This is a genomic window from Pseudomonas sp. MF08817 (assembly GCF_059862705.1).
Genome location: NZ_JCBCUY010000001.1, coordinates 52,059 through 73,285, shown reverse-complemented (window position 1 = coordinate 73,285; position 21,227 = coordinate 52,059). Strand labels below are relative to the sequence as shown.

Genomic DNA, 21,227 nt, shown 5'->3' with positions numbered 1-21,227 from the left:
GGTGGTTAACGGACTTGATCGACGCGTACTTTCAATGGCTGCGGGTCTTGGCCATTGAGTTGCACGGCGTGGTGCTCGGTGGTGATGAACAGCAACTTGCCATCGGCCTCGATGCGGGCGCTGACCGAGTAGCGATGGCCGGGCTCCACCAGCAACGGATCGTAAGTGAGGTGGAACGGCAGCGGCACCTGGCCTTTGATCGGCCCGCTCTGCTGGTCGAGGACCCGCGCCGGGGCGTCGGCCAGGGACACGTCTTGCAGGCTGACACTGAGGGTGGCGTTAGGCGGCAGCGCGATGCGTTGCAGGTAGAAGACTTCGCCGTCGAGGCTGGCCTTGGCGGCCGGGGTCGGGCTCTGGCAGGCGCTGAGCAGCGCGGCGAGGGCAAGCAGGGAGAGTTTTTTCATCGCAGGGTTCCTTATCGTGGGCGCCTTACCAAACAGGCGCCTACGACAATCTAGCGGATTTGCGCCGCCAGGGGCCTACCGATTCACTCCAGCTCTGCCGCGTCCTCGCTGCGGTGCAGGGCCACCTGACGGATCGACAGGCGGATTTCCGCCGGCAATACGCGCTTGGCCGCGCCTTCGGCCAACTCGCCGAGCATCGGGTGGTAGCTGAGTTTGCCGGCCTCGTCGCGGCGCAGCACGCCTTGGTCGAGCAGGGTCTGGATAAAGTGGCGGAACAGGCTCTTGTCGAAGAATTCCGGGGCGTTAAGGCCATGCAGGATCGATAGGCGCTGGGCCATGACGGTGCACAGGTCTTCCAGTTCTTCGGCGCTGATGCTGTTCTGGCCGCTGTTGAGCAGCAACGAGATGGCCATATAGAAGCGTTGCAGGGTCTGGGCGATGCTCTTGGACAGCAGGGTCAGTAGCACGAAGTGCCGCGAACTCGGCGCCGGGCGCAGGTAGGCGTCCTTCTCGAAGCGCAGCAGGCCCTGCTCAACGAACGCCTCCAGCCATTGGTCGACCACCGCGTCCAGTTCTTCCAGCGACCACCGGATGAACAGCTCCGATTGCAGGTACGGATACAGCGCACGGGTGTAGCGCAGGATCTGTTCGCGGCTCATGCGTGAGGTGCTCTGGAAGAAACTGGCGAGCAACGCCGGCAGGGCGAAGATGTGCAGCACGTTATTGCGATAGTAGGTCATCAGGACGGCGTTCTGCTCGTCCAGGTAGTGGATTTTGCCCAGGGCGTCGCTCTGCTCGGCCAACAGGTTCATGCCCTTGACGTGCTCGATCAGCGCCCGCCCGTCGCCTTCGGGCAGCGTGGTGTGGGGCGAGTAGGGCACCCGGCGCAGCAGCGCCAGGTACAGGTCCAGCACCCGCGCCATCGCTCGGTCGTCCAGGGCCAGGCGCGTGGTGGAGAGCAGCGCCAGGGCCACCAGGTTGACCGGGTTGACCGCCGCCGCTTCGTTGAGGTGGCGCGCCACGCGCTCGCCGAGGCGATGGGTGGTTTCGCTCAGCCACGCCGGTTTGAACTGCGGGCCCAGGTCCTGGCTGCGCCAGCCCGGTTGTTCGCTGTCAAGAAACTGCGCCAGTTTGATCGGCTCGCCGAAGTTCACCGCCACTTGGCCAAAACGCTGCTTAAGGGCGCCAATCACCTTGAAAATGTCGAAGATCGACTCTTTTTTCTTGCTCGCACCGCGCAATTCGCCCAGGTACGTGCGGCCTTCGAGCACCCGCTCATAGCCGATGTACACCGGCACGAACACGATGGGCATGCGCGAGGAGCGCAGGAAGCTGCGCAGGGTAATGGCCAGCATGCCGGTTTTCGGTTGCAGCATGCGCCCGGTACGCGAGCGCCCGCCCTCCACGAAGTATTCCACCGGGAAGCCTTTGGTGAACAACGTGTGCAGATATTCGTTGAACACCGAGGTATAGAGCGGATTGCCCTTGAACGTGCGGCGCATGAAAAACGCCCCGCCACGGCGCAGCAGGCTGCCGATCACCGGCATGTTGAGGTTGATCCCGGCGGCAATGTGCGGCGGGGTCAGGCCATTGCGAAACAGCAGGTAGGACAGCAGCAGGTAGTCGATATGGCTGCGGTGGCACGGTACGTAGATCACCTCATGCCCCGGCGCGATCTGCTGCACACCCTCGATATTGTTGACCTTGATGCCGTCGTAGATTTTGTTCCAGAACCAGCTCAACACCACTTCCAGGAAGCGGATGGCGGTGAAGGTGTAGTCCGAGGCGATTTCGTTGCCGTAGCGCAAGGCCAGGGCCTTGGCTTTGTCGGGCGAGATGTTCTCGCGCTCGGCTTCGTCGAGGATCGCCTGCTTGACCAACGGCTGGTTGAGCAAGCCCTTGACCAGGTTGCGGCGGTGGGAAATGTCCGGGCCGATCACCGCGCTTTTGAGGTGGCGAAAGTGCACCCGCAAAATGCGCTGGGCCATGCGCACGGTGCGTTCGTGGCCCTTGTTGTGTTCGATCAGTTCGCGCAGGTGGATGGGCGCGGAGAACTGCACGCGGGTCTTGCGGCCCAGGATCATGATGCTCAGCAAGCGGCGCAGGCGCCCGGTGACCGCCCAACTGTCGGCGAACAGCAGCTTCCAAGGGCTGGACTCACTGCCCGGCGATTGCCCCCAGAACACACTGACCGGAATGATCTGCGCGTCTTCGGCGGCGTTCTGGGTCAGGGTGCTGACCAGCCGGGTGAGGGTCGGCGGCGCGCCGCGTTTGTCCTGGCGGCCCAGCCAGTCGGGCTCGGGCGTGAGGTAGAAAAACGCCGCCGGCTCCATCAGGTTGCCCACCGATACCGGCAATACCGGGCGCGGCAGGCCGGCCTTGGTGCACTCGGTATCGAGCACGGCCAGGTCGGTCAGCGAAGGGTTTTGCAGGACGTAGAACACCGGACGACTGCGGTCGAGGTTGAGGGTGAAGGACGACTGGTTGATCGTTTCCGAGCGCACCCAGAGGTACAACAGTCGGCGCAAGGTGCCAAACACAAGACGGCGGAACGGGGAGCGGGTCATACGGCTTCTGCATGAGTTAAAAAAACCGAGCGGGCGCTCGGGCCGCTAGTGTGCCGTATCCGCGGAAAATCGGCAAAAAAGCGGCGAATGAGCGGGAAATATCGCGACAGGGCGGGCACAGCGCCCTGTGGGAGCGAGCTTGTTCGCGAGGGCGGTACATCTTTCAACACGGATGTTGGCTGGGTGGACGTTATCGCCAGCAGGCTGGCTCCCGCAGTGGTGACTGTTGGCGGTGTTGTCGCGGGGCTTACTGCAGGAACTGCGCGAAATTCACCCCGGTACCCGCCGGGCGCACGTCTTCGAGGTAGGCGTCCTTGTCGGCGCTCAGTTCCAGGCTCACCGTGGATTTGCGCTTGCCTTCGTTGCGTACCACCAGGCCTTCCATTTTTTCGCGCAGGAACACAGTGGGCACTTTCAGGTGCAGCAACTGGTCGCTGGCGGGGCTGTGCAGCAGCAAGTGAATCCACTCGTATTGGCCGATGGCCAGGCGCGCCAGGGGTATATCGAACCACCAGATGTTCTTGTTGCGGTTCAACTCGGTGAAGTGGCAGTTGTTGACGCCCAGCACGGCACCGCCCAGTTCCTGGTTTCTGCGGGCAATGGCCTGCGCTTTATTGAGTTTCATGACATACCTGCACGGTTGGATCTTCGGCGCGTGGCCGCAAATAAGGTGCGCATTCTCGGGGGTTGCGCCGCAAACATAAAGCCCAACCTGCGCCGGGCCTTGAAAAGCCGCCGGGAAAATAAATGAAACTTGCCCAGAACGCTCCCGGTCAACCTTTACGCAAGCACTCGAATCACCCGGATAGTTACCAGGAGAATCACCATGAGTAGCACCAGCGATAAAGTCAAAGGCATGGCCAACGAAGCGGTCGGCAACGTCAAGCAAGGCGTGGGCAAGGCCACCGATAACGACAAACTGCGTGCCGAAGGCAAAGCCCAGGAATTGAAGGGCGAAGCGCAACAGGCTGTCGGCAAAACCAAGGACGCCATCAAGAAAGGCGTCGATAAGGCGTAAGTTGAAGTGCGTTTTAGTGTCACTGAGCGGCCATCCTTGGATGGCCGCTTTTGTAGGTGCAATGAACCGAAACTGTAGGCATGAGGTCAATTAGGCTACTTTGGTGTAGAACATCCGCTTTCAAAAACCACCCGAATAAACGCCCTTGAGTCGCCCCCGACTTCACACCTTTTTGCGGCGAAAGGAGACGCTATGATTTTCCCGGATTTGAAAGGCCTGCCCCTGCACCGCGTGATGCTGCGTACGGTCACGGAGTTCGTTGACGACGAAATGTCCACCTACGCCTCGGCGCTGGCCTATCAGATGCTGTTTTCCCTGTTCCCCTTCCTGCTGTTCCTGATCGCCCTGATCGGTTTCCTGCATTTACCGGATTTCTTCTCCTGGTTGCGCCTGCAATCGGAACTGGTGCTGCCGCCCCAGGCCCTGGAGCAGGTCAACCCGGTCATCGACCAACTCCAGCAATCGAAGGGCGGCCTGCTCTCGGTGGGTATCGTTATTGCCCTGTGGACCGCCTCGGCGGGCGTGCGGCTGATGATGAGCGCAATGAACGCCGCCTACGACGTGGTCGAGGGCCGGCCGATCTGGAAACGCTTTCCGCTGTCGATTTTCTACACCGTAGGCATCGCCGGCATGCTGCTGGCCGCCGCCGCGCTGATGGTGCTGGGCCCGCAGGTGATGGCTTGGGTGGCCGGGCAGGTGGGCATGGAAGACTTCATCGTCACCCTCTGGACCGTGCTGCGTTGGCCGCTGATCGTGATTTTGCTGATGGTGGCCGTGGCGTTGATCTACTACGTGATGCCGGACGTGCAGCAGGAATTTCGCTTCATCACCCCAGGTTCCGTGCTGGCGGTGGTGGTGTGGATCATCGCGTCCCTGGGCTTTGGCTACTACGTGAAAACCTTCGCTGACTACAACGCCATGTATGGCAGTATCGGCGCGATCATCGTATTGCTGCTGTACTTCTATATCTCCGCCGCGGTGCTGTTGCTGGGGGCGGAAATGAACGCAGTGATCGAGCACATGTCGGCCGATGGCAAAAATCCTGGTGAGAAGGACATGCCTGGGCACGGCGAAAAACAACACGTGTCGGGACTGGGCCGGGACCACTCGCTCAAGCCGACCACAGACGAAGCCTGAAGATGATCCGTGAAATCCTGAAAATGGGCGACGAACGCCTGCTGCGCATCGCGCCACCCGTCCCACCGCACATGTTCGACAGCGCCGAGTTGTGGCAACTGATCGACGACATGTTCCAGACCATGGAACACGTCGGCGGTGTTGGCCTGGCCGCGCCCCAGGTGGGCGTCAACCTGCAACTGGTAGTGTTCGGCTTCGAACACAGCGAGCGCTACCCGGACGCCGAGGCAGTGCCGCAGACCATCCTGATAAACCCGCTGATTACGCCCCTGGCGCCGACCCTCGAAGAGGGTTTCGAGGGCTGCCTGTCGGTGCCCGGGCTGCGGGGTGCGGTGCAGCGCTACCAGCACATCCGCTACGAAGGCTTCGACCCCAAGGGCGAGCCGATCGTGCGCATGGCCTCGGGCTTTCACGCGCGGGTGGTGCAGCACGAGTGCGATCACCTGATCGGGCGCCTGTACCCGTCGCGCATCAGCGATTTCAGCAAGTTCGGCTTTATTGACGTGATGTTCCCGGACCTGCCGCACGGCACGCTGGAGTAGCCTGCAGCGCCACCAGCGCCTTGTTGCGCCGGTAGCGCGCCAACCGTTCGGCCAGGGCCTGGGGCAGGGCGCACTGGCTGCAAAACCCCAGTTTTTCGTAGAAGCCTTGCAAGTCCGGGTGGCAGAACAGCCACACCGGGCCGTCGAGCGGGGCGATAGCCTGTGCCACCAGGCCACTGGCGATCTGCCGGCCACGGTAGGCCGGGTCAACGAACAACCCGGTCAGCCAATGCCCCTGTGCCATCGGCCGCAGGTTCAATGCAGCGACGATCTGCGCCTCTTTCGCCACCCACGAAACCCCTTCGCGGCTACTGCGCATGGCGGTGTCGTGGCTGCGGTAAAACTTGTTGAGCAAGGGCAGATGCAGGTCGGGCAATGCTTGGAAATTCAGCTCGGGCATGGTTTTAGAGGGCTTTTTCGGGGAACTGGGCAGTTAAATCGGGCAAATGGCATTCTGCCAGGCAATTGGTGTTATACCTCAACGTTACCTTCCCGTATGAGTGGAGCACGCATCATGGCCAAAGGCATGGATTCAAAGAAAGCCGCGAAAAAGAAACCGGCAAAAACCGCCGACGAAAAACGCGCCGATAAAAAAGCCAAGAAGGTCGGCGTTTTCGGCCACTGATAGATCCTCGCGCCAAGCCCGTTTGTCGGGCTTGGCCTTAGTTTGCCCAGGCAAACTTCCCTCGATAATGGCCGACTAGCTTGCGCCTGAGCAAAAGTGGCGAGGAGCTATGGCTGGAGGCCCGCTACAGGCCGGTGCTGGGCCCGGACCGGCAAGTGCACCGCGTGCTTAAAGTGGCCTCCAATATCAGCGAACGGATCAACCTGGAACACGAAAACCCAACGCCATCGGCCACGCCCTGGCGGTCAGGTTGGCTGTGCCAGCCTCATCGCTGACGAGCCCGCTCCCACGCAAGCCCTCCCCTGCAACCGCTATACCGCCGCCATGCCCTCACTCTTGAGCTTCATCTCTTGCTCGCTCGTGACCTTGGCGAACTCTATTTCTTCGGCCATGCGCTTGGCGATTTTCTGCTCGATATCGAACTGCACCGCTGGCGGCATGGCTTTGATCTCTTCTTCGGTGAGGTTCATTTCCAGGAGGAGCTTGGCCCGCAGGCGCTGTTCGGGCGTCTGGTGCATGTATTCGAGAAAATCCTTGAGGGCGTTGCTCTGCTTGCTGCCGTCGGTGGCGTGGGTGGCCGTTTCGGCTTTGGTGGTGGGCGGCACCTTGGTGGTGTCTGCGCTGTTCTGCACGCTGTGCAGCACGGCGTTGAACTGGGTGCTGGCCGCCGCCGAGGTGGCGGGGTCTTTGTCGGGGCGGATGCCCAGTTGCAGCACCGGGCTGGTCTGAACGTTGAGTGACATGATTCAAATCCTTGAACGATGGGAACGCCAAGGCCTTGAGCAAATTGCGTGCCTGCCCCGCAAAGCCCCGGTTTCATGGGGTTTTGGCGGGGCTGAGCGGTGAGGGTTTTCCCCTGGGCGGAAGGTTTTTGCCGCTGTCAGGCCGGGTCGGGCAGGGCCGAGGCGGGCAGGCCGAACACGCGGTCGAACAGCCAGTTGAAGGCAAAGGTGTAGCAGGGGATGAACAGAATCAGGGCCAGGTCCAGGAGGAAGGCGGCCCAGAGGCTGATGCCCATCCACCCGGCGATCAACGGGATCAGGAACACGATCAGCGTCAACTGGAACCCCACCGCGTGGGCGATGCGCCGCTTGACGGTGCGGGTGCGCGACGGCTGGCGGCTTTCCCAGCGCTCGAACAGGGTGGTGTAGATGAAGTTCCAGGCCACCGCGATGCTGGTGATGACCACTGCCAGCGGCCCGGTGCTGCTTGGCGAAGTGCCGGACAGTAGCGCCAGGCCGAGGGCGGAGAAGGTCATGCCGAACACCTCGAACAACGAGACATAGACCAGTTTGCGTTTGACGCCTTGCATGGGGGATTCCTTGTGCGCGTGATGGGGGCCAGGCTTTTTTGTGGGCAGGGCTGGCGCTGGGCGCAGAAGGTAGCTTCAATGCGGCTGATAGAAAAAGTCAGTAGCTTTCAGTTTTATTGATAGGTGGTGCCGTGAGTTTCAGCCCTTCGAGTATTGAATTGTTCCTTGCCGTGATCGAACGCGGCTCGTTTTCTGCCGCCGCCCGGGCCTTGGGCAAGGTGCCGTCGGCGGTGAGCATGGGTATCGCCAACCTGGAGGCCGAGTTGGGGTACGCCCTGTTTGACCGCAGCCACCGCGAACCCCAGCCCACGGCGCTGGCCAATGCCCTGGTGCCCCATGCGCGGTTGATCGCCGAGCAGCTCAAGCAACTGCAAGTGCACGCGTTGCAGTTGTCGTTGGGGTTGGAGAGCAAGTTATCCATCGGCGTGGTGGCGGATATTGGCCCTTCGCGGTTGCTGGCGGCCATTAAGGTGATTGCCCAGCGCCATCCCTTGTTGGACATCGAAGTGCTGACCGCGCCCCAGGACGATGTCCTGCATTTGCTGCACAGCGGCCGCGTCAGTGTGTGCCTGGCCTTCGCCGGGTTGGCGGTGAACGTGTTGGAGCGTTTCCAGTTCATTGGCAGCGAGCAACTGGTGGCCACCATCGGCGCCGCCCACCCGGCGTTTGCCGGGGCGCATGGGCCGCTGTACCTGGAAGACCTGGTGAACGTGCGCCAGATCCTCGTCGCCAGCCGCGACCTGCCCCTGGCCGACGCCCGGCCGCTGGTGGCCGAGTCGTACTGGCGCACCGATAGCCTGGCAATGGCCCTGGACATGGTGGAAAGCGGCATCGGTTGGGGCAACTTCCCCCTCTCGGTGGTGGCGCCGCTGCTGGCCGCCGGGCGGCTCAAACGCCTGGATTTTCACAACACCGAAAACGGCCTGCTGCTGCCGTTGCACGTGGTGTGGCTGAAAAACCAACCCCTGGGCAAAGGCGCCGCTGCCTTCGTGCAACTGCTGACCCCACCGTTGTTGTAGCCAGCGGGCGAGCCCGCCTCCTATAAAAAAGGCAACGTCGTCGGTGTTTTCCACGCCTATAAGGCGCTTCTGAGCCACGCCAACAATGCCGTCATGGCGCCGTCGGGCTCCGGGGTTTGCCGGCGCAGGAGGTAGTAGGCGCTGCCATCGGGAACAAAGCCCCAAGGCGCCACCAGCAGGCCCGATTGCAGGTCGTCGCGCACCAGTTGCCACGGGGCAATTGCCAGGCCTAGCCCGGCCACGGCCGCTTGCAGGCTGAAGTAGAAATGCTCGAAGACTTGCTCCGCGGGCTCTGGCGTCGGGCTGGCGGTGGCTTCGAGCCAATGGCTCCAGGCCTGGGGCCGGGTGGCGCTGTGCAGGCGCGGGGCGTCGCGGGCCAGCCGGGGCTGGCCGTTGTGCAGGGGCGCCCAGTGCGCGGATCGGTCGGGGCGGCACACCGGGCCGACGCTTTCGTCGAACAGCCAATCGGCGTGGGCATCGGCGGGCCAAGGGAAATCCTGGCGGCGAATGGCCAGGTCGATACCGTCCTTGAACGAAAACGGCCCGCCCCCGGCCACCAGTTGCAGGCTGATGCCCGGGTGGGCGGCGTAGAACGCCGGAATCCGTGGGATCAGCCAACGCATCAGCAAGGTTGGCTCGCAGGACAGCACCAGCGGTGCGCTCGGACTGGGGGTACGCAAGCGGCGGGCGGTGGTTTCCAGTTGATCGAAGGCGTTCTCCACCGTTTGCAGCAGTTCACGCCCGGCGTCAGTGAGAAACACTCGGTGGCTGCGGCGCTCGAACAGGGCCGTTTGTAGGTCGTCCTCCAAGGCCCGTACGGCGCGGCTGATGGCCCCGTGGGTGAGGTGCAGCGCGGCGGCGGCGCGGGTGAAGCTCTCCAGGCGCGCGGCCATCTCGAAGCAACGCAGGGCGCTGAGGGGCGGCAGGCGGCGCTTGGCAGTCTGTGAGTTTTTATCACCGAGAGTGTCAGTTTTCATCGTTCGCCTGGCCGCCCTGTAGCCATTAAAGTGTGGCGCTGATTCTATACCCCGGAGCGCGGCCCATGACTGAACTGTTAGTTGTAATCACCATAACCGTGCTGGCGGTGCTCAGCCCCGGGCCGGACTTTGCCATGGTCACCCGCAACAGCCTGCTGCTGTCGCGGCGCCACGGGGTGATGACGGCGCTGGGGATTGGCTTGGGGGTGATGGTCCATGTCGCCTACACCGTGCTTGGCGTGGGCTTGGTGGTGCGCGAGTCGCTGCTGCTGTTCACCGCGTTGAAAGTGGCGGGGGCGTTGTACCTGATCTACCTGGGCGTGCAGATGCTGCGCGCCAAGCCCCAGGCCGAGGCGGCGGGGCAACTTGGCGCGGTGCAGCAGTCGCTGTGCAAGGCCTTGCGCACCGGGTTTTTGACCAATGCGCTGAACCCCAAGACGATGATTTTCGTGGTCAGCCTGTACCTGCAAGTGCTGCAACCGAACACGCCGCTGGCGCTGCAACTGGGTTACGGCGCGATCATCGTCGCCGCGCACTGGCTGTGGTTCGTGGCGCTGGCGCTGTTTTTTTCCGCGCCGGCCATTCGCAACCGCTTGATGGGCTACAAGCGGCGCATCGACCAGGTGTTCGGTGGCGTGCTGGTGGTGTTCGGCGCCTTGCTGGGGCTGATGAGCGTGCGCGGCTAGGTGCTTTCGCGCACTTTGAGTTCAAAACCCATGTCCTGCACCGGTTGCGCCACGCGGTTGCCGGCCATCAGCACCAGCATCTGCTCGGCGGCGCGCCGGCCGATGGCTTCGCGCGGGGTGCTGATGCTGCTCAGGCGCGGCACCATGTGGGCCGAGGCGGGCAGGTCGTTGAAGCCCAGGATCGCCACGCGCCCGGGCACTTCGATGCCGCTGCGCAGGGCTTCGAGCAGGGCGCCGTGGGCCAGGTCGTCGTTGCCGAAGAAGATCGCGTCCACTTGCGGTTGGCTGGCCATCAGGTGCAGGAACAGTTCGCCGCCCAGGCCCACCGAGGAGGGCCGCGGGGTCAGCACTTCCAAGTCCGGGTTGTATAGGCCGGCCTGCTGCAAGCCGCGGCGAAAGCCCTCGCCGCGCAGCAGGGTGCGTTGGTCCAGTTGCGCGCCGATGTAGGCCAGGTGTTTGCGCCCGCGGGCAATCAGGTGGGCGGCGGCGGTTTCGCCCGCGCTGACTTGGGAGAAACCCACGCAATTGACCCCGGCGCCGGCGTCCAACTCCATCATGTACACGCACGGCACCTGGCTGGCGTCGATCATGCGCCGGGCGCTTTCGGTGCGGTCGAAACCGGTGAGTAACAGGCCTCGGGGCTGATAGGCCATGTAGTTGCGCAGCAGGTTTTCCTCTTCGTCGCGGCAATAGTGGTAGTTGCCGATCAGCACCTCGAAGCCCTTGGGCCGCAGCACCTGGTGGATGGCTTCCAGGGTGTCGATGAACAGCAGGTTGGACAGCGACGGCACCAGCACCACCACCGAATGGCTCTGGGCCGAGGCCAGGGCGCGGGCGGCAGGGTTGACCACGTAGTTGAGGTCCAGGGCGGCTTGGCGCACCTTTTCCACCAGCGCCGGGGCCACGGTGCTGATGCCGCGCAGGGCGCGGGACGCGGTGATGGGGCTGACGCCGGCCAGGCGTGCGACTTCATTGAGGGTAGGGCGGCCCGTGGTGCGGGGGTTTTTATCGTTTTTAGGGGAGGTCATCAGGCTGCTTGCCAAACAAAATTCGAGGCACTAAGGTAGCGCTGTCTCGATGTGCCTGCAATTGGCATGAACCGTGGGTTGCCTGATCCCGTTCCTGTCGGTCGAGACCCCCCATAAAAACGAGAGAAGGCGCCGATAGGGCCTGTTTTTGCACCCGCATCAAATTCGCAAAGATAGCGCTGTCTGCGTTCTGAGGTGTTCCATGAGTCAACCCGTTACTGCTTTGGTCATCATGGGGGTCGCCGGTTGCGGCAAGTCCAGCGTGAGCCAGGCCATTTGCACCCTCAGCGGCGCCACCGGCATCGAAGGCGACACCTTTCACCCGGCCGCGAACATCGAAAAGATGAGCGCCGGCATCCCCTTGGACGACAACGACCGCGCCGGTTGGCTCGATAGCCTGTGCGCAGAGCTGCGCCGTGCCCTCGCGGCGGGCGAGCACCCGGTGCTGACCTGTTCGGCCCTCAAGCGCAGCTACCGCGAACGCCTGCGCAGCGCCTCGCCGGGGCTGGGTTTCGTATTTTTAGAATTGAGTCGCGAAGTGGCCGCCGACCGCGTGGCTCATCGCCCGGGGCATTTCATGCCTGCCACCTTGATCGACAGCCAGTTCGCCACCCTCGAATCACCGGTGGGCGAGCCGCGCACCCTGGCCCTTGATGCCTCGACCCACAGCGTCGAGCAACTGGCGAGCCAGGCCACCCGGTGGTGGATCGAACACGGCCTCACGCCGCGCGCCTGAGGCGCGGGGCAAAAAGATAGCGCTGTCTGGCAACCCAACCTTCCACACCCGCTTTAATAACAACAACAAACAGGAGAAACCCCATGTTTGGTCTGTCCCACGAGACGTTCCTGCTGTTAGACGCAGTGGTTACGGTGATCGGCCTGATCGTGCTGATTACCCAGTTCAAGCTCCATCCCTTCATCGCCCTGATTATCGCCGCCGCGTTTTTGGGGCTGACGTCGGGCATGCCCATCGGCACCATCATCAAGGCCTTCCAGGACGGGTTTGGCGGCGTGCTGGGGTTTGTCGGCATCATCCTGGCGCTGGGCACCATGCTCGGCAAAATGATGGCCGAGTCGGGGGGCGCCGATCAGATCGCGCAAACCCTGATCCGCGCCTTCGGCAAGGAGCGAGTGCAGTGGGCGATGATGTTCGCGGCGTTTCTGGTGGGCATCCCGTTGTTCTTCGAGATCGGCTTTGTGCTGCTGATTCCCTTGGTGTTTATCGTGGCGCGGCGTACCGGCGTGTCGCTCATCAAGATCGGCATCCCGCTGCTGGCCGGCCTTTCGGCGGTGCATGGCCTGGTGCCACCGCACCCGGGGCCGCTGCTGGCCATCGGCGTGTTTGGCGCGGACATCGGCAAGACCATCCTCTATGGCCTGATCGTCGCGCTGCCCACGGCCATCATCGCCGGGCCGATCTACGGCACCTTTATCTCCAAGTACATTCCCGGTAACCCGTCCCAGGAACTGGTGGACCAACTGGCCCGCGAGCCGGCGTCCGAGACGTTGCCAAGCTTCGCCATTACCTTGGTCACCGTGCTGCTGCCGGTGTTCTTGATGCTGCTCAAGACGTTTGCCGACGTGGCCTTCACCGATGGCCATTGGTTGCGCACCTGGATGGACATGGTCGGCCACCCCATCTCGGCACTGCTGCTGGCGTTGCTGCTGTCGCTATACACCTTCGGCCACCGCCAGGGCATTGGTTCCAAGCAGATCCTCAAGTTGCTCGACGCCAGCCTCGCGCCGACCGCGGCGATCATTCTTATCATCGGCGCCGGTGGCGGTTTCAAGCAGATGCTGGTGACCAGTGGGGTGGGTGACGTGATCGGCCATATGGCGGTGAACGCGCAAATCTCGCCGATCCTGCTGGCCTGGCTGGTGGCGGCGGTGATCCGCATCGCCACGGGTTCGGCGACGGTGGCGACCATTACCGGGGCGGGCATTGTGGTGCCGGTGGTGGGGATGATTCCGGGGGTGAACCGCGAGTTGCTGGTGCTGGCCACCGGCGCCGGTTCGTTGATTCTGTCCCACGTCAACGACGCGGGGTTTTGGCTGGTCAAGCAGTATTTCAATATGACCGTGGCCGAAACCTTCAAGACCTGGACCGCGATGGAAACCATCCTCTCGGTGGTGGCCTTGATCTTTATCCTGCTGCTGTCGTTGGTGGTCTAAGCCAAGTGGCTGTTGGGGGAACCGGGCCCGGCCCGGCTCCCCATTGTCGCCCTGGGTCAGCCGTTGGCTTTGTGCACCAGCCCATCGGCGCGCAGCATCGCCCGGATGCCGCGTACTGCCTGGCGGATGCGGTCCTGGTTTTCGATCAGGGCAAAGCGCACATGATCGTCGCCGTACTCGCCAAAACCCACCCCCGGCGAGACGCACACCTTGGCCTCGGCCAGCAGTTTCTTGGCGAACTCCAGCGAACCCAGGTGGGCGTAGGCTTCGGGGATCTTGGCCCAGACGTACATCGAGGCTTTCGGGTTTTCTACCATCCAGCCCAGTTCATGTAGGCCTTTTACTAGCACGTTGCGGCGCTGGCGGTACTGCTCGGCGATGTCCTTGACGCACTGCTGGTCGCCTTCGAGCGCGGCGATGGCCGCCACTTGCAGCGGGGTGAAGGTGCCGTAGTCGTGGTAGCTCTTGATCCGCGCCAGGGCGTTGACCAGTTCCGGGTTGCCGACCATGAAGCCCACGCGCCAACCCGCCATGTTGTAGCTCTTGGACAGGGTGAAAAATTCCACGGCGATGTCCTTGGCCCCCGGCACTTGCATGATCGACGGGGCTTTCCAGCCGTCGTAGACGATGTCGGCGTAGGCCAGGTCATGCACCACCAGTACGTCGTACTGCTTGGCAAGGGCCACCACGCGCTCGAAGAAATCCAGTTCCACGCACTGCGCGGTAGGGTTGGACGGAAAGCCCAGGATCATCATTTTCGGCTTGGGGATCGAGCCGCGAATGGCCCGTTCCAGCTCGGCGAAAAAGTCCACCCCTGGCACCAGCGGCACGGAGCGCACCTGGGCCCCGGCGATCACCGCGCCGTAGATGTGGATCGGGTAGCTGGGGTTGGGCACCAGCACGGTGTCGCCCTGGTCCAGGGTGGCCAGCATCAAGTGCGCCAGGCCTTCCTTGGAACCGATGGTGACGATGGCTTCGCTTTCCGGGTCGATATCGACCTCGTAGCGCTCCTTGTACCAGTTGGCAATCGCCCGGCGCAGGCGCGGGATGCCCTTGGACGTGGAGTAGCCGTGGGTGTCTTCGCGCTGGGCGACGGTCACCAGTTTTTCCACGATGTGGGGCGGCGTCGGGCCGTCGGGGTTGCCCATGCTGAAGTCGATGATGTCTTCGCCACGACGACGGGCGGCCATCTTCAGCTCGGCAGTGATGTTGAACACGTAAGGGGGGAGTCGATCTATGCGCGCAAAGCGGCGCGGCGAACCTGGTTCGGCCATTGTTGCCTCGAAGTACGTAAGCGCCCGGAACCGTCCGAGCGACGTTGGCCACTGCGGTGGCCTGGGCGGCACGATAAGGGCGATGATGGCCAATTGTCCAGAGTGGGCCGGCAAATATTTTGGTGGCTGTTTTCGCCCTGATTGGGCACATTGCCGGCCAGTTCCGGCGCCAATGCCACCGTTTTTCTGGAATCGACCATGGAATTTACCAGCGGCTTTTTGCTCAGCCTTTCCCTGTGCCTGGACATTGGCGTGGCCAATATCGCGATGATTACCCTGGCCATGCAGCGCGGCTATTTCCAGGGCTTTGCCCTGGGCCTGGGCACCTGTTTTGGCGATTTGATTTATGCCGTGCTGGCCCTGGCCGGCATGAGCGTGTTGCTGCAGTACGAAACGGTGCGCTGGGTGCTGTGGGTCGGTGGTTCGCTGCTGTTGCTGTACTTCGCGGCGAAGATGATCCATGCCGCCATCCACCACGAAGCGGCACTGGCCCAAACCGCTCAAGTGCCCGCCGGCTCCCATCGCCGCGAGTTCTTTCGCGGCATGTTCCTGGCCATGTCCTCGCCCAGCGCGATCCTCTGGTTCGCCGCCGTGGGTGGCACCCTGATCGCCCGCTCGGGTGGCGGCAGCCTGGCCAGCGCGGGCCTGTTCCTCGGCGGTTTCTTCAGCGCCGGGCTGCTGTGGAGCGCCGGTTTGTGCCTGGCCGCCACCCAGGGCGGCAAGCTGCTGGGGGACAAGCTATTGCGCTACTCCTACCTGGCTTCTGCGGCGATCTTCTGCTATTTCGCGGTGTACGTGATCGTTTCCGGGTACAATGAGTTTGTTGGCGAAGCCGCCTCTTTCGAGGCCGCCCAGGGGGTGGGGCACGGTTGAAAACGGACGTGTTGTTGTGCCTGGTCTTTTTGTGGTCTAAATTGAGGCCTTGTTGAGCACTGGTAGGCCGTGTGCCGAGGACGCATTCCCATGCGAGTTGAAACCATCAGTTTTGTGAAGAAAAACGCTGCCTCTCTGGATTTGTCCGAACCCATGCTGGTGACCCAGAACGGCGTACCGGCCTATGTGATCGAGTCTTACGAGGCGCGCAAGCGCAGGGATGAAGCCATCGCCCTGCTTAAGCTGCTTTCCTTCGCCTCGCGCGACAAAGAGCAAGGCAAGTTGATAAGCGGCGACACTTTGCTCGAACGCCTCGCCCAACGGCGTCAGTTGCTGCAAGAAAATGACGATGCCCAAGACCTATAACGTCCAGTTCGCGACGGCGGCCGAGCATGGCGTGATGTTGTTGGAGCACTACCTCACGGGCCAATGTGGCGCGCAAAAGGCCGCGCAATGGGTGGATGAACTGGTGCGCCAGATTGTCTCCACTCTCGCCACCCAAGCCCATACCTACAGCCTGTGCCAGCAGGCCGTTTCCCTGGGGGTCACCCACTTCCACGAATACCTGCCCATGGGCCAGCGTGTGCTGTATGAAATTTATCCCAGTGAAGGCTTGGTGGTCGTGGCGTTGGTGTTGGGGCAACGCCAGAGCGTTGAGCAACAGTTGATCGATTACTGTCTGCTGCTCTGATCTGCAAGGCTCACTAAAGGGTTGCCAGAGGGCAACCCTTTTTCGTGGGGCGCGTCGGCATACACCCACCCCATCCGCCGCTCATAACCGATGCGGCCTTTGTACGCCTCGCCGCTATCGACCCAGCCGTGCTTGCTGTAGAGGGCGATGGCGGCGTTGTTGGTGGCGTCCACCGACAATTCCAGCGCGCGGATCTGGGGCCAGGCCTGGCGTGCGGCGGCAGGCAGGGCGCGCAGGCAGGCGCTGCCATGGCCGCGGCCCTGGGCGCGGCGGTCGACTTGCAGGGCGTGCAGGGTGGCGCTGTGTTCGTCGGCCCAGGCCGGTAAGGCGGGCGGGCGCTTGAGCAGCAGGAACGCCACCGGCACGTCATCGGCCAGCAGGGCGAAGCCCTTGACCCCGGGGCCGGGTTTGGACAGCAGGCTGTGCAGGGCGCCGTGGATGTCGCCGCTGAAGGGGATTTGCTCGGGATGGACCTCAATGGCTTGCACTTGCTGGCGTTGCAGGGCGTCGAGGTGTTCGTAGGGGACGAGTCGGGCAGTCATCGCGAGTCCTTGGGGCGAGTGAGCCGCGAAGTCTAGCGAGTTTCGCGCAGGCGATTATTTTTTTTCAGCGCCTGTCTACCGCGCGCACTGGCAGGCGTGCATGACGATGTACCCCGGGCCGAGGACACGGACTGGCCGCAGATTGCCGCGCTGTATGAGGTGCTGCTGCGCAGACAGCCGTCACCGGTGATCGAACTCAACCGCGCGGTGGCCGTGGCGCGCTGCGAGGGGCCGGCGGCGGGGCTGGTGTTGGTCGAGGCGATCCTCGCGCAGCGCCAGTTCATCGCGCGCCCACTCGCTCAGTTGTAGTGCGGCTCAGGCCAGCATTTTTTCCAGCAACCAACTGCCCGCCGGGCCTGGTGGGTGCAGGCGCGACCACAGCGCATCGACCGCCACCGGGCGTGGCCAGCCGCGCACGGTGAGCTCCACCAATTCGCCATTGCCCCAGCGCGTCACCAACCAGCGTGGCAGCGGCGCCCAGCCGAACCCGCGTTGGGCCATCTCCAGCAGCATCAGGTAACTGGGCGCCGACCACACGCGGCCCCCGGCGCGGGTTTCATAGGGGTTGACGATGGTGGCCAGGCGCAGCTCGCGGTGCTGGCGCAGGCTGTCCTGGTCGATGTGTGAGGCGCTGGCCAGGGCATGGCGGGGGCTGACGAACAGGGCGATTTCGGTGCACTCGTCCACGGTGGCGCTGACCAGGTCGGGCGGGTACGCCGGTTGCAACTCGGCGAAGGCAATGTGAGCGCGGCCACGTTGTACCAGGGCGATCAAGTCGTCGCATTCGGCGATCAGGCATTCGAGTTCCAGGTCCGGGTAGCGCTGCTCGAAATCAATCAACGAACGCTCGAAGCGGTCGGACTGGTAGGTGTCGGAAATCGCCACCGTGAGCTTGGCCTCCAGCCCCTGGGCCAATTGCCCGGCGCTGATGTGCAGGCGGCTGGTGGCGGCCAGGATGTCCTCGGCTCGTTGCAACAGCACATGGCCGGCGGGAGTCAGGCGCGGCTTGCGGCTGCTGCGGTCGAAGAGCACCAGGTTCAGGTCGATTTCCAGGCTGGCGACGGCGGCGCTGATGGTCGATTGGCTCTTGCCGAGTTTTCGCGCCGCCGCGGAAAACGAGCCTTCGCTGGCGGCCAGGACAAAGGCTTGCAGCACTTCTTGTGAGGCCATGAACTATCGCCTTGATCGATGGTTATTGATTATGAAGTATCGGTATGGGCGTGGATGATCGCAACCACATTCACCTCTGGAGGCCGACCATGAGCCCGCAAAAATCCCTTACCGAACGTTGCCTGCAAGCCTTGGGTTTCGAGCTGCTGGCCTTGGCCCTGTGTACGCCGCTGCTGGCCTGGCTGATGGACAAACCGATGCTCGACATGGGCGTGGCGACCCTGGCCATCAGCGTGCTGGCACTGATCTGGAACGTGATCTTCAACGGTCTATTCGAGCGCGTGCTCAAGCGCTGGAACCTGCGCAAAAGTGCTGGCACCCGGGTGGTGCATGCGCTGCTGTTCGAGGGGGGGCTGGTGGCGGTGGGCGTGCCGCTGATTGCCTGGTGGCTGGACATCAGCCTGCTGCAAGCGTTGATCCTGGATATGGGCGTGTTGTTGTTCTTTCTGCCCTACACCTATGTCTACCACTGGGTGTATGACCTGGTGCGTGAGCGGTTCGTACCCGCCCACACCGCGCAGTAAGTAGCAAGCGGGCCCGCTTGCTACAGGGGTTACGGTGCCTGCCTCAAAAAAACTGGGTAAACAGCCAATACAAACTCCCCGACAACAGGATCGCGGCCGGCAGGGTCAGTACCCACGCCATCAGTAGGTTGCGGATGGTGCGCATCTGCAGGCCGGCACCGTTGGCGACCATGGTCCCGGCCACGCCCGAGGACAACACGTGGGTGGTGGACACCGGCAAGCCGAACATATCGGCGGCGCCGATGGTCAGCATGGCCACGGTTTCCGCCGAGGCGCCCTGGGCGTAGGTGAGGTGGGTCTTGCCGATTTTTTCGCCCACGGTCACCACGATGCGCTTCCAGCCGACCATGGTGCCCAGGCCCAGGGCGATGGCCACGGCGATTTTCACCCACAGCGGAATGAAGCGCGTGGCGTTGTCGATTTGCTGCTTGAACAGTTGCAGCTTGTCCTGGGTGTCGGCATCGAAGTGCCCAACCTGTTTTTTGTCCATCAGGCGAATGGTTTCACTGGCCAGGTACATGTCGTTGCGCACGTTGCCCATGGCCTCGGCCGGGACTTTGGACAGCGAACCATAACCCTTGACCTCGGCGCCGATATTGCCGGTCAGGGCGGCCAGGGCCGGGATCAGTTGCGCGCTGGCCTCCTTGCTGCGCACGTAATCGGACAGCACCTGCCGGGGGTCGGCGGGTGCGGCTTGCGGGGTATGGCGGCTCAAGGCCTGTTGGGTCACTTCGGCCACGGCGGCGAACTGCAACGCCTGGTCGGCGGGCATGGTGCGGTTCAGCGCATAGGCCATGGGCAAGGTGCCCACCAGGATCAACATGATGAGGCCCATGCCTTTTTGCCCGTCGTTGGAGCCGTGGGCGAAGGACACGCCGGTGCAGGTCAGGATCAGCATGGTGCGAATCCACCAGGGCGGTGGTGTGTTGCCCTTGGGCGCCTTGTACAACGCGCGGTTCTTCACGAACGCGCGCAGGGCCAACAGCAGCAGCGCGGCAAAGGCAAAGCCGATCAACGGCGAGAGCAACAAGGCATAGCCAACCTTGGTCGCTTGCGCCCAATCCACGCCGCTGGTGCCGTCGCGCCCGTGCATCAGGGCGTTGGCGATGCCGACGCCGATGATCGAGCCGATCAGGGTGTGGGACGACGACGCCGGCAAGCCCAGCCACCAGGTGCCCAGGTTCCACAGGATGGCGGCAATCAGCAGGGCGAAGATCATGGCAAAGCCTGATGAGGAGCCTACTTGCAGGATCAACTCCACCGGCAGCAGGGCGATGATGCCGAACGCCACCGCGCCGCTGGACAACAGCACCCCGAGGAAATTGAAAAAACCGGACCACACCACCGCCACTTGCGGCGGCAGGGAATGGGTGTAGATCACCGTGGCCACCGCGTTGGCGGTGTCGTGGAAGCCATTGACGAACTCAAAGCCCAGGGCGATCAGCAGCGCCACCCCCAGCAGCAGGAAGGGCGTCCAGGTGGTGACGGGGGTGTCCAGTTGATTGACGTCGTGCATCAGGCTGTAGGCGGTGAACAGCAACCCCAGGGCCAGCACGGCGCAAAAGACGACGACGGTCAGTGCGCTGGTTTTTTTCTCCAGTTGCGGTCGGGCGTCCTCGGTGCGGGCGGCTGAGGCGGCGGTGAGGGAGGGGGTGGCCATGGTGGTCAAGCCTGTGGCGAAAAGGAATGCCCGCCATGATCGTTGCCAATTGTTACGGCTGCTCTGCGTCAGGTCAGTGTTTTGCCGATTGGTAGCGCCATCGATCGGATTGGCAGCGCTCTACACCGCACGTTTGTCGCCCTCAAGAAAGCGCGTCGCGTGCCGATCATTGTTCTGCCAGCGGTTTGTTTTGGTTTCACGCTGGGCCTTGACAGGGACGTCGAAGCGTCATTCCTGCCGCTCGCGCGGCCTGCTTCATCCCTGTCATGAGAGTCATGCGATGTCTGTGCACAAATCCCTGAGGGCGCAAATCCTCGTGCTGCTGAGCTCCAGCCTGTTGGCCATGCTGCTGATCGCCCTGGCCTGTTTCCACTTTCTGTCCAATGGTGTGCAGAGCTACCGCCAGTTGATCGAGGGGCCGCTGCACACCTCGCAACTGATCGACGAAGCCAACCTGCAATTCAAGATTCAGGTCCAGGAATGGAAAAACGTACTGCTGCGCGGCAAGCAGCCAGCGGACCTGGACAAGTACTGGAAGCAGTTCGAGGATCGCCAGGGCGATGTGCAGAACATCCTCGCGCAATTGATCCGCGAGCCCGCCACCGACGCCCTGCTCAAGACCCGCCTCGAACACCTGCGCGAAGAGCATCGCCTGCTGGGCGAGGCCTACCGCAAGGGCCGCGATGCCTATGTGGCGGCCGGTGGCGACCCGGTGGCCGGGGACCACGCGGTCAAGGGTGTGGACCGCGCCACCAGCGAGCAGATGAGCGCGTTGGTCAGCCAATTGCGCCAGCAGGGCGGGGCACAGTCGTTGCTTATCAGCACCGCGGCCGACCGCACCGTGTGGCTGGGGCTGGCGGTGATGCTGGTGTCGGGCCTGCTGATCGGTGTGTTCAGCCTGTGGTTGGTCAACCGCAACCTGGTGCAGCCGATCCGCCAATTGATCGAATACGTTGCCCAACTCAGCCAGGGGCGCTTTGCCGAGCGCGTGGCGAGCGACCGCCAG

24 protein-coding genes and 2 pseudogenes are annotated in these 21,227 nt (G+C 63.1%); 14 read left to right on the top strand and 12 right to left on the bottom strand.

Going from position 1 to position 21,227, the window contains the following annotated elements; genetic code table 11:
• Window positions 1–5: 5 nt before the first annotated feature.
• The 3 genes from AC19YR_RS00335 to AC19YR_RS00325 form a co-directional block, all read right to left on the bottom strand.
• Complete coding sequence (locus AC19YR_RS00335) at window positions 6–404, bottom strand: YbaY family lipoprotein (RefSeq protein WP_095108121.1); 399 nt, start codon at window positions 402–404, stop codon at window positions 6–8.
• Between the two features lie 83 nt (window positions 405–487).
• Window positions 488–2,971: a glycerol-3-phosphate 1-O-acyltransferase PlsB gene (plsB, locus tag AC19YR_RS00330; RefSeq protein WP_095108122.1), complete on the bottom strand. Its 2,484-nt coding sequence runs from the start codon at window positions 2,969–2,971 to the stop codon at window positions 488–490.
• Window positions 2,972–3,218: 247 nt separating this feature from the next.
• Window positions 3,219–3,596 (bottom strand): hypothetical protein, encoded by a 378-nt coding sequence (locus AC19YR_RS00325; protein WP_095108123.1) that lies wholly within the window; start codon window positions 3,594–3,596, stop codon window positions 3,219–3,221.
• Window positions 3,597–3,797: 201 nt separating this feature from the next.
• Here AC19YR_RS00325 and AC19YR_RS00320 point away from each other — a divergent pair, with 201 nt between their 5' ends.
• The 3 genes from AC19YR_RS00320 (at window position 3,798) to def (ending at window position 5,668) form a co-directional block, all read left to right on the top strand.
• The gene (locus AC19YR_RS00320) at window positions 3,798–3,989 is read left to right on the top strand and encodes a CsbD family protein (RefSeq protein ID WP_095108124.1); all 192 of its coding nucleotides are present in this window, start codon (window positions 3,798–3,800) and stop codon (window positions 3,987–3,989) included.
• Between the two features lie 192 nt (window positions 3,990–4,181).
• Window positions 4,182–5,126: a YihY/virulence factor BrkB family protein gene (locus AC19YR_RS00315; RefSeq protein WP_095108125.1), complete on the top strand. Its 945-nt coding sequence runs from the start codon at window positions 4,182–4,184 to the stop codon at window positions 5,124–5,126.
• Between the two features lie 2 nt (window positions 5,127–5,128).
• Window positions 5,129–5,668, top strand: coding sequence for a peptide deformylase (gene def, locus AC19YR_RS00310; protein WP_095108126.1), 540 nt, complete (start codon window positions 5,129–5,131; stop codon window positions 5,666–5,668).
• Here def and AC19YR_RS00305 read toward each other — a convergent pair.
• Window positions 5,622–6,068, bottom strand: coding sequence for a GNAT family N-acetyltransferase (locus AC19YR_RS00305; protein ID WP_500596720.1), 447 nt, complete (start codon window positions 6,066–6,068; stop codon window positions 5,622–5,624). The two genes, def and AC19YR_RS00305, sit on opposite strands and share 47 nt — an antisense overlap.
• 305 nt (window positions 6,069–6,373) lie before the next feature.
• Here AC19YR_RS00305 and AC19YR_RS00300 point away from each other — a divergent pair, with 305 nt between their 5' ends.
• Window positions 6,374–6,568 (top strand): hypothetical protein, encoded by a 195-nt coding sequence (locus AC19YR_RS00300; protein WP_500596718.1) that lies wholly within the window; start codon window positions 6,374–6,376, stop codon window positions 6,566–6,568.
• A gap of 36 nt (window positions 6,569–6,604) precedes the next feature.
• Here AC19YR_RS00300 and AC19YR_RS00295 read toward each other — a convergent pair whose 3' ends face one another.
• On the bottom strand, window positions 6,605–7,036 hold the full coding sequence (locus AC19YR_RS00295) for a hypothetical protein (RefSeq protein ID WP_500596717.1): 432 nt from the start codon (window positions 7,034–7,036) through the stop codon (window positions 6,605–6,607).
• Window positions 7,037–7,173: 137 nt separating this feature from the next.
• Window positions 7,174–7,605: a PACE efflux transporter gene (locus tag AC19YR_RS00290; RefSeq protein ID WP_095108129.1), complete on the bottom strand. Its 432-nt coding sequence runs from the start codon at window positions 7,603–7,605 to the stop codon at window positions 7,174–7,176.
• A 131-nt stretch (window positions 7,606–7,736) separates the two neighbouring features.
• On the opposite strand from AC19YR_RS00290, the gene AC19YR_RS00285 reads away from it, so the two are divergent.
• Window positions 7,737–8,624 (top strand): LysR family transcriptional regulator, encoded by an 888-nt coding sequence (locus AC19YR_RS00285; protein ID WP_095108130.1) that lies wholly within the window; start codon window positions 7,737–7,739, stop codon window positions 8,622–8,624.
• Window positions 8,625–8,680: 56 nt separating this feature from the next.
• Here AC19YR_RS00285 and AC19YR_RS00280 read toward each other — a convergent pair whose 3' ends face one another.
• Window positions 8,681–9,601, bottom strand: a complete 921-nt coding sequence (locus AC19YR_RS00280) for a LysR family transcriptional regulator (protein WP_500596714.1) — start codon at window positions 9,599–9,601, stop codon at window positions 8,681–8,683.
• Window positions 9,602–9,666: 65 nt separating this feature from the next.
• Here AC19YR_RS00280 and AC19YR_RS00275 point away from each other — a divergent pair, with 65 nt between their 5' ends.
• On the top strand, window positions 9,667–10,287 hold the full coding sequence (locus tag AC19YR_RS00275) for a LysE family transporter (protein ID WP_500596713.1): 621 nt from the start codon (window positions 9,667–9,669) through the stop codon (window positions 10,285–10,287).
• Here the strand turns inward: AC19YR_RS00275 and gntR are convergent.
• Window positions 10,284–11,315, bottom strand: a complete 1,032-nt coding sequence (gntR, locus tag AC19YR_RS00270; RefSeq protein ID WP_500596712.1) for an HTH-type transcriptional regulator GntR — start codon at window positions 11,313–11,315, stop codon at window positions 10,284–10,286. The two genes, AC19YR_RS00275 and gntR, sit on opposite strands and share 4 nt — an antisense overlap.
• A gap of 202 nt (window positions 11,316–11,517) precedes the next feature.
• Here gntR and AC19YR_RS00265 point away from each other — a divergent pair, with 202 nt between their 5' ends.
• Together AC19YR_RS00265 and AC19YR_RS00260 are read left to right on the top strand one after the other, a co-directional pair.
• Entirely contained in the window at window positions 11,518–12,051 is a 534-nt protein-coding gene (locus AC19YR_RS00265) for a gluconokinase (RefSeq protein WP_095108134.1), read from the top strand.
• Window positions 12,052–12,134: 83 nt separating this feature from the next.
• Window positions 12,135–13,487: a GntP family permease gene (locus tag AC19YR_RS00260; RefSeq protein ID WP_500596711.1), complete on the top strand. Its 1,353-nt coding sequence runs from the start codon at window positions 12,135–12,137 to the stop codon at window positions 13,485–13,487.
• Between the two features lie 56 nt (window positions 13,488–13,543).
• On the opposite strand, the gene alaC is transcribed toward AC19YR_RS00260, so the two are convergent.
• Window positions 13,544–14,761, bottom strand: a complete 1,218-nt coding sequence (gene alaC / locus AC19YR_RS00255) for an alanine transaminase (protein ID WP_095108136.1) — start codon at window positions 14,759–14,761, stop codon at window positions 13,544–13,546.
• Window positions 14,762–14,959: 198 nt separating this feature from the next.
• On the opposite strand from alaC, the gene AC19YR_RS00250 reads away from it, so the two are divergent.
• From AC19YR_RS00250 to AC19YR_RS00240, 3 genes are all read left to right on the top strand, one after another.
• Window positions 14,960–15,634: a LysE family translocator gene (locus AC19YR_RS00250; RefSeq protein ID WP_500596710.1), complete on the top strand. Its 675-nt coding sequence runs from the start codon at window positions 14,960–14,962 to the stop codon at window positions 15,632–15,634.
• Between the two features lie 90 nt (window positions 15,635–15,724).
• Window positions 15,725–16,000, top strand: coding sequence for a prevent-host-death protein (locus tag AC19YR_RS00245; RefSeq protein WP_095108138.1), 276 nt, complete (start codon window positions 15,725–15,727; stop codon window positions 15,998–16,000).
• Complete coding sequence (locus AC19YR_RS00240; protein ID WP_095108139.1) at window positions 15,984–16,325, top strand: hypothetical protein; 342 nt, start codon at window positions 15,984–15,986, stop codon at window positions 16,323–16,325. Before AC19YR_RS00245 ends, AC19YR_RS00240 begins: the two co-directional genes overlap by 17 nt.
• Window positions 16,326–16,384: 59 nt before the next feature.
• Here the strand turns inward: AC19YR_RS00240 and AC19YR_RS00235 are convergent.
• Window positions 16,385–16,867, bottom strand: a pseudogene (locus tag AC19YR_RS00235) (GNAT family N-acetyltransferase); the annotation flags it as partial.
• Window positions 16,868–16,963: 96 nt separating this feature from the next.
• Between AC19YR_RS00235 and AC19YR_RS00230 the strand changes: the two are divergent.
• Window positions 16,964–17,176, top strand: coding sequence for a hypothetical protein (locus AC19YR_RS00230; protein ID WP_500596708.1), 213 nt, complete (start codon window positions 16,964–16,966; stop codon window positions 17,174–17,176).
• A gap of 6 nt (window positions 17,177–17,182) precedes the next feature.
• On the opposite strand, the gene AC19YR_RS00225 is transcribed toward AC19YR_RS00230, so the two are convergent.
• Complete coding sequence (locus tag AC19YR_RS00225; RefSeq protein WP_095108142.1) at window positions 17,183–18,037, bottom strand: LysR family transcriptional regulator; 855 nt, start codon at window positions 18,035–18,037, stop codon at window positions 17,183–17,185.
• An 89-nt stretch (window positions 18,038–18,126) separates the two neighbouring features.
• Between AC19YR_RS00225 and AC19YR_RS00220 the strand changes: the two genes are divergently transcribed.
• Window positions 18,127–18,561 (top strand): multidrug/biocide efflux PACE transporter, encoded by a 435-nt coding sequence (locus tag AC19YR_RS00220; protein ID WP_095108143.1) that lies wholly within the window; start codon window positions 18,127–18,129, stop codon window positions 18,559–18,561.
• A 43-nt stretch (window positions 18,562–18,604) separates the two neighbouring features.
• Here the strand turns inward: AC19YR_RS00220 and AC19YR_RS00215 are convergent, their stop codons facing one another.
• Window positions 18,605–20,221, bottom strand: coding sequence for an inorganic phosphate transporter (locus AC19YR_RS00215; RefSeq protein WP_500596706.1), 1,617 nt, complete (start codon window positions 20,219–20,221; stop codon window positions 18,605–18,607).
• Between AC19YR_RS00215 and AC19YR_RS00210 the strand changes: the two are divergent.
• Window positions 20,220–21,194 (top strand): annotated as a pseudogene (locus AC19YR_RS00210) (HAMP domain-containing protein); the annotation flags it as partial. The gene AC19YR_RS00215 and the pseudogene AC19YR_RS00210 overlap by 2 nt on opposite strands.
• Between the last annotated feature and the right edge of the window lie 33 nt (window positions 21,195–21,227).

What these genes read in the sequence shown, in the direction of transcription:
- AC19YR_RS00315 (WP_095108125.1), top strand. Translation starts at nt 4,182, where the DNA reads ATGATTTTCCCGGATTTGAAAGGCCTGCCCCTGCACCGCGTGATGCTG.
- def (WP_095108126.1), top strand. Translation starts at nt 5,129, where the DNA reads ATGATCCGTGAAATCCTGAAAATGGGCGACGAACGCCTGCTGCGCATC.
- AC19YR_RS00280 (WP_500596714.1), bottom strand. Translation starts at nt 9,601, where the DNA reads ATGAAAACTGACACTCTCGGTGATAAAAACTCACAGACTGCCAAGCGC.
- plsB (WP_095108122.1), bottom strand. Translation starts at nt 2,971, where the DNA reads ATGACCCGCTCCCCGTTCCGCCGTCTTGTGTTTGGCACCTTGCGCCGA.
- AC19YR_RS00225 (WP_095108142.1), bottom strand. Translation starts at nt 18,037, where the DNA reads ATGGCCTCACAAGAAGTGCTGCAAGCCTTTGTCCTGGCCGCCAGCGAA.
- alaC (WP_095108136.1), bottom strand. Translation starts at nt 14,761, where the DNA reads ATGGCCGAACCAGGTTCGCCGCGCCGCTTTGCGCGCATAGATCGACTC.
- AC19YR_RS00290 (WP_095108129.1), bottom strand. Translation starts at nt 7,605, where the DNA reads ATGCAAGGCGTCAAACGCAAACTGGTCTATGTCTCGTTGTTCGAGGTG.
- AC19YR_RS00335 (WP_095108121.1), bottom strand. Translation starts at nt 404, where the DNA reads ATGAAAAAACTCTCCCTGCTTGCCCTCGCCGCGCTGCTCAGCGCCTGC.
- AC19YR_RS00245 (WP_095108138.1), top strand. Translation starts at nt 15,725, where the DNA reads ATGCGAGTTGAAACCATCAGTTTTGTGAAGAAAAACGCTGCCTCTCTG.
- AC19YR_RS00240 (WP_095108139.1), top strand. Translation starts at nt 15,984, where the DNA reads ATGCCCAAGACCTATAACGTCCAGTTCGCGACGGCGGCCGAGCATGGC.
- AC19YR_RS00295 (WP_500596717.1), bottom strand. Translation starts at nt 7,036, where the DNA reads ATGTCACTCAACGTTCAGACCAGCCCGGTGCTGCAACTGGGCATCCGC.
- AC19YR_RS00275 (WP_500596713.1), top strand. Translation starts at nt 9,667, where the DNA reads ATGACTGAACTGTTAGTTGTAATCACCATAACCGTGCTGGCGGTGCTC.
- AC19YR_RS00250 (WP_500596710.1), top strand. Translation starts at nt 14,960, where the DNA reads ATGGAATTTACCAGCGGCTTTTTGCTCAGCCTTTCCCTGTGCCTGGAC.
- gntR (WP_500596712.1), bottom strand. Translation starts at nt 11,315, where the DNA reads ATGACCTCCCCTAAAAACGATAAAAACCCCCGCACCACGGGCCGCCCT.
- AC19YR_RS00305 (WP_500596720.1), bottom strand. Translation starts at nt 6,068, where the DNA reads ATGCCCGAGCTGAATTTCCAAGCATTGCCCGACCTGCATCTGCCCTTG.
- AC19YR_RS00215 (WP_500596706.1), bottom strand. Translation starts at nt 20,221, where the DNA reads ATGGCCACCCCCTCCCTCACCGCCGCCTCAGCCGCCCGCACCGAGGAC.
- AC19YR_RS00320 (WP_095108124.1), top strand. Translation starts at nt 3,798, where the DNA reads ATGAGTAGCACCAGCGATAAAGTCAAAGGCATGGCCAACGAAGCGGTC.
- AC19YR_RS00265 (WP_095108134.1), top strand. Translation starts at nt 11,518, where the DNA reads ATGAGTCAACCCGTTACTGCTTTGGTCATCATGGGGGTCGCCGGTTGC.
- AC19YR_RS00325 (WP_095108123.1), bottom strand. Translation starts at nt 3,596, where the DNA reads ATGAAACTCAATAAAGCGCAGGCCATTGCCCGCAGAAACCAGGAACTG.
- AC19YR_RS00220 (WP_095108143.1), top strand. Translation starts at nt 18,127, where the DNA reads ATGAGCCCGCAAAAATCCCTTACCGAACGTTGCCTGCAAGCCTTGGGT.
- AC19YR_RS00260 (WP_500596711.1), top strand. Translation starts at nt 12,135, where the DNA reads ATGTTTGGTCTGTCCCACGAGACGTTCCTGCTGTTAGACGCAGTGGTT.